At 71.5% G+C, this 13,266-nt stretch carries 12 protein-coding genes; 2 read left to right on the top strand and 10 right to left on the bottom strand.

Annotated features, from left to right (window positions below; genetic code table 11):
- Positions 1-12: 12 nt before the first annotated feature.
- The 3 genes from BJ992_RS24945 to BJ992_RS24935 form a co-directional block, all read right to left on the bottom strand.
- Complete coding sequence (locus BJ992_RS24945; RefSeq protein ID WP_184985010.1) at positions 13-885, bottom strand: hypothetical protein; 873 nt, start codon at positions 883-885, stop codon at positions 13-15.
- Positions 882-1,538 (bottom strand): hypothetical protein, encoded by a 657-nt coding sequence (locus tag BJ992_RS24940; RefSeq protein ID WP_184985008.1) that lies wholly within the window; start codon positions 1,536-1,538, stop codon positions 882-884. The genes BJ992_RS24945 and BJ992_RS24940 overlap by 4 nt, the downstream gene beginning before the upstream one ends.
- Before the next feature lie 323 nt (positions 1,539-1,861).
- Positions 1,862-4,114: a terpene synthase family protein gene (locus BJ992_RS24935; protein WP_184985007.1), complete on the bottom strand. Its 2,253-nt coding sequence runs from the start codon at positions 4,112-4,114 to the stop codon at positions 1,862-1,864.
- 350 nt (positions 4,115-4,464) lie between these two features.
- Between BJ992_RS24935 and BJ992_RS24930 the strand changes: the two genes are divergently transcribed.
- Positions 4,465-4,683, top strand: coding sequence for a hypothetical protein (locus BJ992_RS24930; protein ID WP_184985005.1), 219 nt, complete (start codon positions 4,465-4,467; stop codon positions 4,681-4,683).
- Between the two features lie 149 nt (positions 4,684-4,832).
- Positions 4,833-5,564 (top strand): PIG-L deacetylase family protein, encoded by a 732-nt coding sequence (locus BJ992_RS24925; RefSeq protein WP_184985002.1) that lies wholly within the window; start codon positions 4,833-4,835, stop codon positions 5,562-5,564.
- A 7-nt stretch (positions 5,565-5,571) separates the two neighbouring features.
- Here the strand turns inward: BJ992_RS24925 and BJ992_RS24920 are convergent, their stop codons facing one another.
- From BJ992_RS24920 to BJ992_RS24890, 7 genes are all read right to left on the bottom strand, one after another.
- Positions 5,572-6,855, bottom strand: a complete 1,284-nt coding sequence (locus BJ992_RS24920) for an MFS transporter (protein ID WP_184985000.1) — start codon at positions 6,853-6,855, stop codon at positions 5,572-5,574.
- Positions 6,840-7,943, bottom strand: a complete 1,104-nt coding sequence (locus BJ992_RS24915) for a GNAT family N-acetyltransferase (protein WP_184984998.1) — start codon at positions 7,941-7,943, stop codon at positions 6,840-6,842. The genes BJ992_RS24920 and BJ992_RS24915 overlap by 16 nt, the downstream gene beginning before the upstream one ends.
- An 86-nt stretch (positions 7,944-8,029) precedes the next feature.
- On the bottom strand, positions 8,030-9,673 hold the full coding sequence (locus BJ992_RS24910) for an FAD-dependent monooxygenase (RefSeq protein WP_184984996.1): 1,644 nt from the start codon (positions 9,671-9,673) through the stop codon (positions 8,030-8,032).
- Entirely contained in the window at positions 9,670-10,191 is a 522-nt protein-coding gene (locus tag BJ992_RS24905) for a truncated hemoglobin (RefSeq protein WP_184984994.1), read from the bottom strand. The genes BJ992_RS24910 and BJ992_RS24905 overlap by 4 nt, the downstream gene beginning before the upstream one ends.
- A gap of 25 nt (positions 10,192-10,216) precedes the next feature.
- Positions 10,217-10,738 carry a DUF6879 family protein gene (locus BJ992_RS24900; RefSeq protein ID WP_184984992.1) on the bottom strand — a complete coding sequence of 174 codons (522 nt, stop codon included), beginning with the start codon at positions 10,736-10,738 and terminating at the stop codon, positions 10,217-10,219.
- A gap of 206 nt (positions 10,739-10,944) precedes the next feature.
- Positions 10,945-11,502: a hypothetical protein gene (locus BJ992_RS24895; RefSeq protein ID WP_184984990.1), complete on the bottom strand. Its 558-nt coding sequence runs from the start codon at positions 11,500-11,502 to the stop codon at positions 10,945-10,947.
- Positions 11,499-13,226: a PHP domain-containing protein gene (locus BJ992_RS24890; protein WP_184984988.1), complete on the bottom strand. Its 1,728-nt coding sequence runs from the start codon at positions 13,224-13,226 to the stop codon at positions 11,499-11,501. Before BJ992_RS24890 ends, BJ992_RS24895 begins: the two co-directional genes overlap by 4 nt.
- Positions 13,227-13,266 lie beyond the last annotated feature (40 nt).

The following is a 13,266-nucleotide window of genomic DNA, read 5'->3' as shown; positions in this document are numbered from 1 at the left end:
GAGGTCGTGGAGTCACTGCTGGATGTTCAGGCCGCCGTCCGGCACACCGGCCGCGGCGAAGATCGCCGTCCACAGCAGCTTCAGAGGTGGCACGCAGTCGGGCCGGCGTTCGGACAGCAGGTTGAACCCGTAGACGTCGACGGACACGTCGTCCAGCCGGGGGAGGAGGTTCTTCTGCTTCAGCTCGTCGACCTTCGCCTTGCGGGCCGACTCGTCGTCGAACGCGCACGTCTCCAGGTCCAGCACGCCGACGTTGCTCATCATGTCGCTGAACACCACGACCCGCCGCTCGCCGTCCGGCGCCGGCGACCCGTCGAACTGACCGCCGATGACCCGCAGCCCCCCGAGCACGTCCGACCCGCGCGCGTCGTCCTTGGTGCAGGTCAGCAGGTTCTTGGTACGGCTGATGGCCTCGGCCAGATGCGCCTTGCGCACGGTCTTCTCGATGACCGGGTTGTCGTTGGGGTTCTCCTCGGGCAGCACGAACAGCGGCACCGGCGCACTCCCGCACGGCGACCCCTCGGAGTTCCCGGTGATCGCCGCGTACCCCACCCAGTCGCACCCCTTGAGGAAGTTGCGCAGCCGCTGGTCGACATACCGCTCGGCCTCCGGGTATCCACGGAACCCGGTGATGTCGATCACCGCACCGCACATCGCCTTGGTCGGCCCGTCGGCCCCACCCGTACACCCCGCCGCACACGGCAGCAGCAACAGCACCGTGGTGAGCACCCACACCGCCGTCCTGGCCGGCCCCTGAGCGGCGACCACGCGACCGGCCGACCCGGCCCGCCTCCGAGCGGCGACCACGCGACCCGCCGACCCGGCCCGCTCCCGAGCGGCGATCGAGCGGCCCGCCGTCCTGACCCACTCCCATGCGGCGCTCATCCGGTCCACCGTCCCCGCGGCGCGTCGCGGCCCTCGATGGGCCGCGGCATGTTGTCCGACCGCCACAGATCGAGCCACTGTTCCCACGCCTGGGTCGCGCTGTCGCGCACTCCACGCGGGATCGCGTCCTGCAGCCGGACCAGAGGATCCTGCGACCACTCCTCCCGCAGCCGGAACACCGGCGGACGCCACCGGCGCGCGATCTCCTCCGCGTGCTGATGCGTGTCGAGCAGCCCCTCCTTGTAACAGGCCCCGAGGCCGTTCGCCGTCTCCAGCGCGAGCTGCGCCTGCTCCTGGAACGCGGCCCAGCACTGCAACCAGTTGCCGCTCACCGACGTCAACGACGTGACATGCGCCTCGATCTGCGCGTGATGCCGCCGCAGATCGCGCACCAGCCTCTCCTGATCGGCCTCCTCATGCGTGAGCGGCCGAGGCTCCCCCCAGGCGTCCTCCCCGCTCCCCCCGGCCCTTCCGAGCGCCACCCTCTCCGGCCCGAAAGCCATGGTGATCGCCTGCAGTTCGTTGACCCGCCGCGTCAGGGACACCGACGACCCGTGCGCCTGCTTCTCGATCGCGCTGAGCGCCTCCCCACGATCGATCAGCAGCCGGCTCTGCACCGCGTTGAGATAGGCGTCGATCCGCTCGAAGAACACCGGCCGATAAGAAGGATCAATCACAAACACCGGACAAAGCGCCTGATTTCTTCCATCAGCCGCGCCGGCTCTCCGAGCTTCCTCAGAGCTGACCCCGACATCCGAATCACTGCCGTTCCGCACCTGGCGCAACCCCCTCCAGCACTGCGCCTACTCCGACGCTCCTAAGGGTCCGCCAAACGAGATCACCGAACCCCCGATAAATACGGGTTTCACCTCCCTTGAATGGCGGCGGGGAAAGTGAGCCGGTGCGCGGCGTCCGGACCGAACAAATCGGCCCAGTGCTCACCTCGCCGGTGAGCACTGGGCCGATGAGGTGGTCGTCAGACGGCGGGGATCCGGGCCGGGACCGGGAGGGGGTGGACGGCGGTGGTGCCGTGGCCGGTGGGGAGGAAGGCGTAGGTCTGGGGGGTCTGGGATCTGCGGAGGCGGTGGAGTTCTTCGGAGGTGTAGCGGGGGACGCTTCTGTGCCACTGGAGGATGCCGGACATCCAGTCCTTCAGCAGGGAGGCGTGGCGGGTGAGGGTCTCCTGGGTGAGGGGGTCCAGGTCGAGTTCCTTGCAGAGCTTGGGGAGGGCCGTCGTGGTGATGTGGTCGAACTGGGTGATGCGTGCGGTCATCAGGTCGGCGACCATGTCGCGTGCGGTCCAGCGGTCGACGTCCATGAAGTGCTGGATGACCAGGACCATGTTGTGGAGCTCGCCTTCGAACTCGATCTCCTTCTGGTAGGAGAACAGGTCGTTGGTGAAGCAGGCGTAGTCCTGGGCCGCGGTGTCGAGCTCACGCAGAGTGCGGTGGTGCCAGAGCTCGCCGGGGAGGTCGATGGGGGCCGACAGGCGGGCCAAGGCGATGGTGAGGTCGGAGCCGAAGGTCTTGCGGCGCGTCTCGACGTAGTCGACGGGGTCGGGGATGCGGTTGGCGGCCTGGTTGGCGAGCTCCCAGAGCCAGCTCGCGGTGCAGTCGAGGACGGCGGTGCGGAAGGTCTGGCGGTGGGACGGGGACATGGGGGCGGCGGTGCGGCGCCACAGGTCGGCCAGGCCGCGCTCCAGCGGGGTCAGCGGCTCGGGGGTGGGACCGGCGTCCAGGGGGACGAACAGCGACAGGCGGTCGTCGCAGGCCTTGGCGGCGGCGAGGTCGCGGGTCGTGCCGAACACGGCGGGGTAGTAGTCGTCGCCGTAGGTGCCCCAGGTGAGCCAGCAGGCGGAGATGTCGAGGGCCTCAGGGGTGGCGTCGGCGTGGATCATGGCGGCGCAGTAGGCGAGGTCCATGCCGTGGAAGCGGCGCTCGTCCCACAGACCGCCGTGCTCGACACCGGGGAGTGAGTCGAACAGGCCCATGGCGCGGGACCACTCCAGGGAGTGCCGGCGCGCGTCCTCCAGGTGGGGGCTGGTGCGCACGGCGTACGGCATGTGGAGCGCGGGGAGGGGGAGGTGGCCGACGGGTTCGAAGGGGACGTAGGCGTGTTTGCGCGCGCGGCGCGGCAGGCCGGTGCGCACGGCGGACCTGGCGAGTCTCGCCAGGGACGTGCCGACGCCGGTGGGGCCGTCGAGGACGCCGGGGGAGTCGTCGGCCAGGGCTCCTTGGTTCATGTAGCGGCTGGAGCGCGCGTGCCATTCGTGGCCGCCGGCCTGCCAGTCCTGCAGGCCCTTGGTGTAGGCGGCCACGGCGGCCTGCTCGTGGGGCGGGACGGCTCGGTCGGCGAGGAGCGCGGGGATCTCGGTGAGCGCGGTGTCCTCGAACTGCTGCAGGCGTGAGGTCAGCAGGTCGTTGACCAGCTCGGCGGCCTCCTGGGTGGAGCAGCCGAAGAAGCGCTCGAACACCAGCACGGCGTTGGAGTTCTCGCCTTCCTCGCGGACCTCGCGCTGGTAGGAGAACAGGTCGTTGCGCAGGTGGACGGCGTCGGAGAAGGTGTCGCACAGCACGCGCAGCGGCCGGGTGGCGGCCAGCGCGTCGGGGACCTCGGCGCCGGCGGCGTACTCGACGAGGCCGGCCGACCAGGGGGCTCCGCCGACCCTGCGCCGCATCTGGACGTACTCGATGGGGTTGGCGACGCGGCCGCGGTCGATGTTCTCCAGCTCCCACATCGACTCGACCATGAGGTTGTGGGTGCTGGTGACGAACCGGCGCCGCCAGCCCGGTGACATGGACGGCACGGTGCGGGCCCACAGGTCCTTGAGCCCGGCCTCCGCGGGGTTCCCGGGCTCGGGGGGCTCCTCACCCGCGCCGGTCATGAACAGCTCCAGCCGGTCGAGGTGCGCCTTGGCGCCTGCGAGGTCGCGGGAGTACTTGAACAGCTCAAGGAAGTGGTCGTCGAAGAAGAACACCCAGACGTACCAGTCGGTGATCAGGTCGAGCGCGGGCCCGTCGCAGTCGGGGTGGGTGTAGGCGCACATCAGCGCGTAGTCCATGCGTGCCAGGGACTCCTCGGTCCAGACCACCCCGCCGTCCGGTGTGGGGCTGTCGAGCATGCCCATGCGCCGGGCCCAGGCCATGCTGTGCGCACGGGAACGTTCCACATGAGGGTTCAGGCGGGGTGGATAGGCGAGATAGAACTCAGGCAGCGTGAAGGCCTGCATAGGGGGGCGCCTCCCTGTGGCGATTCGACCGATATGTCTAACCGAGGGTGAGCGGAACATCGCCCAGAGTACCGCACCCGGACCCGTCCCAGGCCGGCGCGCGGTAGAGACCTTCGACCCGGGTGCGATTTCGTCCCCGCCTCGTCGTGGTCGTTTTCCCCCGCCGCCGGAGAAGGCAGATCGACTCAATCCCGTGACCCCGCGAGCGTCAAGTTCCCCGCTGGCAGGAAGCGGATTCCTCGGGTCAGCTTGATGACTTTCTTTTCCCTGTATCCGGTTCGCGGCCGGCCGCACAGTTGATTGTGCGGAGACGACTCCGCCGCCGGAAGAAAGGCCACGAGAAAGGGTTCATGCCGATGGCACAGAAGGTCTGGGACGAGCTCGAGGTGTGGGACCGCCAGGAGGTGTGGGACCGCCACGAGGTGTGGGACCGGTACGAGGTCTGGGACCGCGCCGAGCTGCGCCGCGTCTTCGACGAGTTCGAGGTCTGGGACGAGCTGAAGGTGTGGGACGAGCTGAAGGTCTGGGACCGGCTGGAGGTGTGGGACGAGGCGAAGGTCTGGGACTGACGCCGGCGACACCGTCCGCGGACCGGGTCCGCCTGGCCGGGGCCGGCGGCGTGCCACGCCGCCGGCCCGCGGTCGGGTCACCCGGCCCCACCAGCCAGGACGCGATCCGTGCCGCCTCGCGCGGACGAAAGGAAAGGAGAAGGTGAGACATGGCAGAGCCGTACGTCCCGATGCCGGACGACTGGGGGCGGGCCCTGGCGGTCGTGGCCCATCCGGACGATCTGGAGTACGGGCCGGCGCTCGCGGTGGCGGCCTGGACCGCCGCGGGGAAGGAGGTCGTGTACGTCATCGCCAGCCGCGGCGAGGCGGGGATCGACACGATGACCCCCGAGGAGGCGGGACGGGTGCGTGCGCGCGAGCAGATCGAGGCCGCCGCGGTGGTCGGGGTCGACAAGGTCGATTTCCTCGGTCACCGCGACGGCGTCATCGAATACGGATTGCCGCTGCGCCGCGACATCGCCGCCGCCATCCGCACGTACCAGCCCGACATCCTGGTGACGCTGAACCACCACGAACGCTGGCGCAGCGGCGACTGGAATTCCGCCGACCACAGAAATGTCGGCACCGCCGCGCTCGACGCCGCGGCGGACGCGGGAAACCGCTGGATCTTCCCCGAGTTGCTGGAGAAGGGCCTGCGGCCGTGGTCCGGTGTGCGGTACGCGGCCGTCGGCGGTTCGCCGTACGCGCGGCACGCCGTGGACGTCACCGGCACCATCGACCAGGGGGTCGCCGCGCTGGAGGCCCACCGGTCCTACCTGCCGGCCCTCGGCGAGGACCACCCGATGGCGGACGCGCGCGGCTTCCTGCTCGCCAAGGTCGAACGGTTCGGCCGCAGGTTCGGCGGCACCCCCGCCATCGCGTTCGAGATGATCGGCGTGTGACCGGTGGTCAGGCGGCCACCGGACGGGTGCGCTCGGCCCAGCGGATGACCGGGCCGCTGAGCAGCAGGCCCGCGGCGAACAGCACGGCGAGCACGGCCCAGCCGCCGAGGCCGAACCGCTCAGGCAGCAGGGTCACCAGCGTCGGGCCCGCCACGGCGGCGAGCGCGTCACCGGTGGAGAACAGGCCGCCGTACCGGCCCTGCGCGTGGTCGGGGGCCAGTTCGTACCGCAGGCCCCACCGCGCGCCTTCCCCCCAGATCTCGCCGAGCGAGAACACGACCATGGCCACCACCATGATCACGGTGGCGGTCACCGCCGGCACCCCCGCCGCGAGGCCGGTGATCACACAGGCGGCGGCGAGCCCGAGGAACGTCCAGCGTTGCAGCCGGGCCGCACCCGCGACGGTGTCCGCGCCGCGCGCCGCGCGGACCTGCAGGAACACCACCATCAGCGTGTTGATGGCCATGAGCCACGCCGCGAGCGCGCGCGGCGCCTCGGTCTGGGTGACCAGCCACACCGGCAGGCCCACGGCGGCGAGCACCGGGCCGAGACGCGCGATGCCGGCGACCTGCGCGACCGCCAGGTACGGCCAGTCGCGCAGCGACAGCCAGCCGCCGTCGCCGTCCCGCGCCTTGTCGCCGCGCGTGCCGGGGACCCTCGGCAGCCGCAGGTACAGCGCCGCCGCCACCAGCATCGCGAGCGCGTTTCCCCACATCAGCGACAGATACGCGGGCCGCGTGTCGATGGCGATCACGACGCCGGCCGCGAGCACGCCGAGCGTGAAGCCGGCGTTGAACACCGACCGCAGGTACGCCGACAGCTTCACCCGGCCCTCGCGGCCCATCAGGCCGGAGATGAGCGCGCCGCGTGACACCTGGCCGCCGCTGTCGGCGATGCCGAGCAGGCCCACCACCAGCAGGTACGCGGGGAAGTTCGCGACCAGCGTCACCAGGCCGAGCGCGACGACCTTGGCGAGCGTCAGCGCGACCGTGACCTCGCGGGGGCCGAACCGGTCGGCGAGGTGACCGAGCGGCACGTTGATCGGCAGGCTCGCCAGGCCGATCAGGGACAGGCCGATGCCGACCTGGCTGGACGACAGCCCGACCTCGCGGATGAAGTACACGGCCGACCCCGACAGGTACAGCCCGTTGCCGACGCTGGACACGGCCGAGCAGACGACGAGCAGCCGGCCGGGACCCGCCGGCGGCAGCAGCCGCGACAGGCGGTCGCGCAACGACGACGGCGGGGACGCGGCCTCGTTCTCCTTGGTGACGGTCAAGACGTCTCCCATCGTTGATTCGTCCGGACGGCCGCGTAGAGGGTGTCCGTCGTGCAGCCGCGTGACTTCTTGGCGGCGACGGTCCCGATGCCGTAGCCGATGGTCCGCACGCCGAGTGCGGGGGCGAGCTCGGCGGGACGGTAGAACATCGTCGCGAAGTAGACGAACGAGGCGTCGGGGTGGTCGTGGTCGGTGCCGTTCATCAGGACGGTCAGGCTGTCGCCGTCCCTGATGAACAGACTGAAGGCCAGCATCCTGCCGTCCTTGCGCGCCTCGACCACGAGCAGGTCGCCGCCGCCGAAGTGGTCGCGCAGGTAGCGCAGCGAGGTCGCCTCGCGCTCGGGGTCGGGGGTGCCGCCGTACTTGGCGACGAGCTTGCAGCGCAGGCCGATCAGCTCGGCCTCCTCGTCGCCGAACGGCCGTTCGGTGACGGTGATGCCGCGTTCGGCGATCTCACGGAGCTCGCGGCGTACGGCGGTGCGCTTGTTGCGGGAGAGGGTGCGCAGGTAGCCGTCGAAGCCGGTCCAGGTGACCGGCATGTCGCACCGGTCGATCATGGGGACGAGGGTGTGGCCGGTCTCGGCGAGGGCCCCGGCGAACTCGGGGTGGTCGCTGCGCAGGTACAGATAGACGACGGTACGGATGCCGTTGTCCTCGGCCCAGGTGTTCAGCGCGCCGATGAAACGACGCGCCGCCTGGGGGTCCTTGGCGTCGGGGCCGGCCGGCGCGGTCTCGTAGTTGGGGAACATGATCAGCAGGCAGGGGAAGAGGTCCGCCGGGTCGGCGTGGCGCCAGGGGTGCGGGCCGTGCTCGGCCACCCCTTCCGGGGCCGACGCGCCGGTGAGGATCATGTGGGGGTCGAAGCGGGGGTGGCCGTTCGGCGCGTCCTGGACGCCGCCGGTGAAGGCCACCGAGAGGCGGTCGTCGTCGTAGAGCGCGAACGTGCGCAGGCCGCCGGGGAGTCGCGGGGCCGCGAGGCCGATCCATCTGGCGCTGAGCGTCGCCGGGCCCGCGCCGGCCTGGTCGTCCCAGTCGTCCGGCAGGCCGTCCCGCACGACGAGCCCCGATCGGGTTCTCCGTTCCATGACGATGTCCGTCACTGACCCTCCTGGATCCGACCGGCCGCATCGATCCCCACCACTGTTCCGCTTCGCCGGTCGCGGAGCATCTTCGAGAGTGCGGCGTGTCAACGGGCCGGGATGCGCGCCATGTCCCGCGGGCCGATCGTGGCCACGAGGTCGATACGGCCCGCGGCGATGAGCGTGTCGATCTCGTCCTGCGGAAGCTCCTGCGGGGTGAGGAGCAGGACCGGGATCCGGTGGTCGTACCTGAGCCGGTCGGCCAGTCGCGTCCGCTCGACCCGGCCGCTGCCCGGCTGGACCGGCACCGCGAGAAGGTCCGCGCCGTGCGGCTCCTTCAACGGCACGTCCTCGCGGACGAGCAGCCCCACCGCGCACGCGCCCGCCGCGCGGTACGCGCGCACCAGTTCCCCGACGTCACTGCGGTCGTTCACCTCGACCAGGACACACGCCGGCACGGAGGCCGCCTCGCCGGGGGGCCCGTCCGCGACCGCGCACCGGACGTCTCCCGCCGTCGTGGGGAGCACCACCTCGGCGGCGCCGTCCACGGTGGCCGTCCGGCCGGTGAGGTGGAGAGGGCCGACGGTCAGGGGGAGGTTCGCCGGGGTGGTGGGGTCGTCGGTGAGGGTTCTCAGGAGGGCTGTGGTGAAGGCCGGGTCGTGGGAGCTGAGGCGGGAGTAGGTGTTGGCGGTGCGGCGGCTGCGCAGAGCGAAGACGGTCTGGTGGCCGTTGAGGCGGGGACGGAGGCTGAGGGTCTCGAACCACTGGCGGCTCTCGCGTGCCTCGGCCTGGGCCGCGGTGACGACGGGACGGCGGGTGGACTCGTAGTCGGCCAGCGCCGTGGGGAGGTCGCGGCAGGTGGCCAGGGAACGGGCCAGCGTCAAGGCGTCGTCGATGGCGAGCGCGGTGCCGGAGCCGATGGAGAAGTGGGTGGTGTGCGCGGCGTCGCCGATGAGGACGGTGTGGCCGTCGTCCTGCCGGGTGTGCCAGCGTTCGTTGACGATGGTGGGGAAGGCACGCCAGCCCCACGTCTGCGAGTGCAGGGGAGCGCCGCCGAGCTCGCCGGCGAAGATGGCGGCGAGTTCGCGCTCGATCTCGGGGAGCGGCCGGTCCAGCAGGCCGAGCGCGTCCAGGGTGCGGGGGTGGGCCTCGACGATGAACGTGCTCTCGGCGGCGCCATGCGGGTAGGAGTGCACGATCAGCAGGCCGGGGCCACAGGAGCGCAGCACGAACGTCGGGTCGAGGACGGCCGGGGTGCGCATCCACAGGAAGACGGTGGCGCCGGGTGTGCCACGCGTGCCGAACGGGCCGCCGTACCGGCCGCGCAAGCGGCTGCCGGCGCCGTCGGCCACCACCACGAGATCGGCGCCGGCCGGCCGGCTGCGCACGTCGTGCCGCAGGAAACGCACGTTCGGCAGCCGCGCGGCGAGCTCGGCGGCGTGCCGCCGGAACACCCGCCGGGTCAGGCCGAACATGCCGTACGCGCCGGACCAGATGCGTTCGTCCCCCACCACGGTCAGCGTGCGGTCCCAGGTGGCCATGGCGGCGTCCGGAAGCGCGAACGCCTCCGGGTGCGCCGCCTTGACCTTCTCGGCGTACTCCCACGACATCACGATGCCGGCCCCGGGGGAGCGTTCCGCGCGGTCGTACAGCTCGACGGTCGCCTCCGGCAGCAGACGCGCCAGTTCCAGGGTGAAGAACGCGCCGGCGGCCCCCGCGCCGACGACCGCGACCCGGGCCGGCGGCGTCATCGGGGTGAACCGTCCCAGTGGAAGCGCTGGCCCCTGGCGATGGCCGCGCCGCGCGACACCGCCATCATCTCCCCGCTGGCGATCTTCATGATCGTCATGAACTCGGTGAAGTACGGCTCAGGCGCGGCCAGCGACGTCCCGGCCTCCCGCATCAGCGCGAGCCACCGCAGCCGGTGGTCACGGCTGATGAGCATGTGCGCGTGCGCCTGGTGCATCCGCGGGTCCCACGCCGCCGTCAGGTCGTTCTCCCCGTAGATCCGCAGGTAGTGCTCGGCCAGCCGGTCGGCGTGCCGCGTCCAGTCGTGCACGGGGAACAGCGCCGGCAGCAGGTCGTCCTTGGAGACCAGTTCGTAGAACCGGGTGGCGAGCGCGCGGAAGAACGCCGCGCCACCGATCCCGGTGTAGAAGTCGTCGACCTTCGCGTCCACCTCGGACGCGGTCATGTGCTCGGCCGGCTTGACGCCTTGGTCGGCGACCAGCAGGACCTTCCCGTCGTGCGCGGGCACCTGTGACGGCATGGGACCTCCCGTTCGGCGGACGTCCTCAGGCGGAGACCGGCTCGTAGTCCTTGTGGTCGATCGCGCGGGCCCACACGGCCTCGAACGCCTCGAGGCACGCCTTGACGATCCTCGGGTCGTCGGTCAGCTCGTGCGGCCCGTACGCGCCGTCCCCGGTGAAGTGGGTGAACCGCACCAGCTTCTCGTCGAACACCCAGAAGTCGTTGCCGGGCAGCAGCAGGTCGGAGGCGAACCGCCGCGGCAGCCACCGCACGTTCTCCCCGGCGGGGACGTTCACGATGGTGGTGGTCTCGTGCTCGTACCGGATGAACTCGGTCACCGGCTCCGACACGATGCGCGCACGGCGCCAGTCCACCCCGCGTCCGATGGTCTCACCCACCAGGTCGACCCACGCCTGGTGCCGCTCCAGCTCGATGGGGACGCCGGCCTTCCAGTCCACGAAGACCGCGCCTTTGGGGGTGTACTGGTCGCGCATCTCCAGGTGCAGCGCCGAGAAACGGGTCTGCGCGATGAGGTCCTTGAACTCTGGGACCGTCGTCGTCGTCATGATCGACCTCCGTGACGAGCCCCGCGTCCCGCCACGCCGGATCACCGGCACGGCCCGCTGGGAGCTTGAGCCGGGGCAGCCTGCTCGATGAGACCTCATCGTCGCAGGACCGCGGGCCACCCCGCTTCTCCGAGCGTGCGGACCTGTGGCCCGCCGCCGGGACGCACGCCGGCCGCTGAAGGCGTCCCGGCGGCGGTGTCCCCGCCTCAGCCGTGGTCGGCGCAGCAGGGGGTCGGGTCCGGCACCTCGGCCGGCATCAGGCGGCCGTCGGCGGCGGGCATCGTGAGCAGCACGATCTTGCCGTCGCACCACTGCGGCCGTACGAAGTCGCGGGTCACCACCGGGGTGTCCGGCGCCGGGTCGCCGGTGTGCGCCAGCACGACGACGCGCTCGATGCCGGAACGCGCCATGATCTCCGCCACGCCGAGGGTGCCGGTCAGCGCGCCGTGGCCGGGGAAGAGCACGAGGCGTCCCCCGGTGCCTGTGGCGTGCGCGATGGCGGCGAGGGCCGCGCCTTCCGCGAGGTCCTCGGGACCGGTACGGCCGGCGCCGGACGCCGTGCCGGCTCCGTCCGGCAGGGCCGCGGGGCCCGGCAGGTGCGGCACGGTCAGCGAGCAGGCCACGTGCGGCGGGCCGTCGCCGGTGCGGACGAAGTGTGTGCAGGCCACAGTGTCCTCACCGAGGCCGAGCGCCTTCACCAGGTCGTGGAGAAGGTGCTCGGCCTCCGTGAGCGTCCGCGTGCCTGTGTCCAGGCCGAGGATCATCCGCGGGGCACGATCCAGATGGGGTTGCTGTAGAACCACAGGTCGTTCCACGGGTCGGCGTCGCCGTACACGTCGATCGCCGGGCCGTGCGGGTCCACGGCCGCGCCGAGCAGGCCCGGCGCGGACCGCTTGCCGTCGGTGCCGCGCAGCCGCACGTACACCGGACGGTCCACGGCACCCACCTTGTAGGTGAACGTCACGGTGCCGCTGTTCTTGCCGACCTCGTAGGACGACACGACCTTGGTGGACGGCGTGGTGAAGGCGTCGGGGTCGGTGACCGGGCCGGTCACGTCACCCTGGATGACGTCCACACGGGCCAGCGCCGGCACGACCTGGGCCCAGTTGGGGACGCCGGCGAGGGTGATCTCGATGGAGACCTCCACCTTGGCCCCCTTGCGCACGTGCAGCGTGTCGCCGAGGCTGACGCCGAGCTGTCCGGTGCCGGACTGGCGGGCCCGTACGACGAGCGCGCTGATCAGGCCGCCGTGGTCCACCCACACCCGGCCCTGGCGGATCGCCTCCATGACCGCGAGGTAGTCGAACGACCGTGCGCCGACGTGGGTGCGGCTGTAGAAACCGGGCCAGAAGTCACCCGCGTTGACGTTGAGCGTGCCGCCGTAGGCGGGGTCGTCGTAGCGGCCGTCGGCGTTGAAGTCGCCGCCGCCGCGCACCGTGGTGTCGGCGTGGATCGCGTGCGCGTCGGAGTTGGCGGTGATCCACCAGCCCTTGCCCTCGGCGAGCAGGCTGTCCCACAGACCGCCGACGGTCGAGGTCATCCAGTCGAAGCCGCCGAACGTCTTGTAGCTCTCCGGCGGGTAGCCCGGCCAGGAGTCGGCGCCGGGGGTGCTGTCGTAGAAGCCGCGGCCGGAGCCGGGACCGGCGGGCCTGGGGATGCCGGCGGCCTGGTGGCCCGGCGCGCCTTCCATGCCGACCGCGATGCCGGGCTGCGCGTCGCGCCAGCCGCGGATCTCGTGCGGGGAGTCCAGGCCCTTGCGCGAGGGGTGGTTGGCGAGGAACAGCGCGCCGTCGACGCGGCGGCGGCGCACCGAATCGGCCAGGAAGTTCAGGCCGGCGATGGCGAGGGCCTCGTTCTGCGGGGTGCTCGCGCCGGCGTTCTTGACCGAGCCGTCGTAGCCGTTCTCGAACTCCTTGAGTGTGGACACCTCGTTGCGGCCGGGGGCCACGAAGACGGTGCCGTGCTCGGCGCCGGGAATGTTCCACTCCAGGCCCTGGAAGACCAGGGTCTCCTTGTGGTCGCGGCGCGCGGCCACGATGTCGGGGTTGACCTTCTCCACACCGATCTTGGCGTGCGCGACGCTGCCGTGGTCGGTGATGACCATCCAGTCGAGGCCGTACGCGGCGCCGTGGCCGACCTGGTCGCTCACCTTGTACATGCCGTCGGAGCTGTGCTGGGTGTGGATGTGGTGGTCGCCGGCGAGCCACAGGTAGCCGCCGCGCGGTTCCCTGCCGCCTCCGGTGTGCCGCGGTGTGGCGGCCGACGCGGCGGCGGGGGTGCCGAGCACACCCGCGGCGGTCAGACCGGCGCCGAGGAGCCCGGCGCGGCGGAACATCTGGCGCCGGGACACCTGACCGGGGGAGAGCTCCGCGTCGGGGATCGCCATGTCGACGACGGCGGCCAGGTCACCCTGGTCGAGTGCGGCCTCGCTGCGCGGGTGCTCGTGCGGATGATCGTGTGGGTGACCGTGAGAGGAGCCGTGTCCCATTTCCTGCCTTTCGTCCCGCCGGACGACGTCGTGCTCCGGC

Source organism: Sphaerisporangium rubeum (assembly GCF_014207705.1).
GTDB classification, from domain to species: domain Bacteria; phylum Actinomycetota; class Actinomycetes; order Streptosporangiales; family Streptosporangiaceae; genus Sphaerisporangium; species Sphaerisporangium rubeum.
Note: the sequence above shows the minus strand (reverse complement) of the source record. Positions and strands in the feature narration are given on the sequence as shown.

Bases quoted from the DNA above. Each gene is read 5' to 3' on its own strand.
- BJ992_RS24945 (WP_184985010.1), bottom strand. From the start codon at position 885: ATGAGCGCCGCATGGGAGTGGGTCAGGACGGCGGGCCGCTCGATCGCC.
- BJ992_RS24930 (WP_184985005.1), top strand. From the start codon at position 4,465: ATGCCGATGGCACAGAAGGTCTGGGACGAGCTCGAGGTGTGGGACCGC.
- BJ992_RS24910 (WP_184984996.1), bottom strand. From the start codon at position 9,673: ATGACGCCGCCGGCCCGGGTCGCGGTCGTCGGCGCGGGGGCCGCCGGC.
- BJ992_RS24890 (WP_184984988.1), bottom strand. From the start codon at position 13,226: ATGGGACACGGCTCCTCTCACGGTCACCCACACGATCATCCGCACGAG.
- BJ992_RS24900 (WP_184984992.1), bottom strand. From the start codon at position 10,738: ATGACGACGACGACGGTCCCAGAGTTCAAGGACCTCATCGCGCAGACC.
- BJ992_RS24925 (WP_184985002.1), top strand. From the start codon at position 4,833: ATGGCAGAGCCGTACGTCCCGATGCCGGACGACTGGGGGCGGGCCCTG.
- BJ992_RS24920 (WP_184985000.1), bottom strand. From the start codon at position 6,855: ATGGGAGACGTCTTGACCGTCACCAAGGAGAACGAGGCCGCGTCCCCG.
- BJ992_RS24895 (WP_184984990.1), bottom strand. From the start codon at position 11,502: ATGATCCTCGGCCTGGACACAGGCACGCGGACGCTCACGGAGGCCGAG.
- BJ992_RS24905 (WP_184984994.1), bottom strand. From the start codon at position 10,191: ATGCCGTCACAGGTGCCCGCGCACGACGGGAAGGTCCTGCTGGTCGCC.
- BJ992_RS24935 (WP_184985007.1), bottom strand. From the start codon at position 4,114: ATGCAGGCCTTCACGCTGCCTGAGTTCTATCTCGCCTATCCACCCCGC.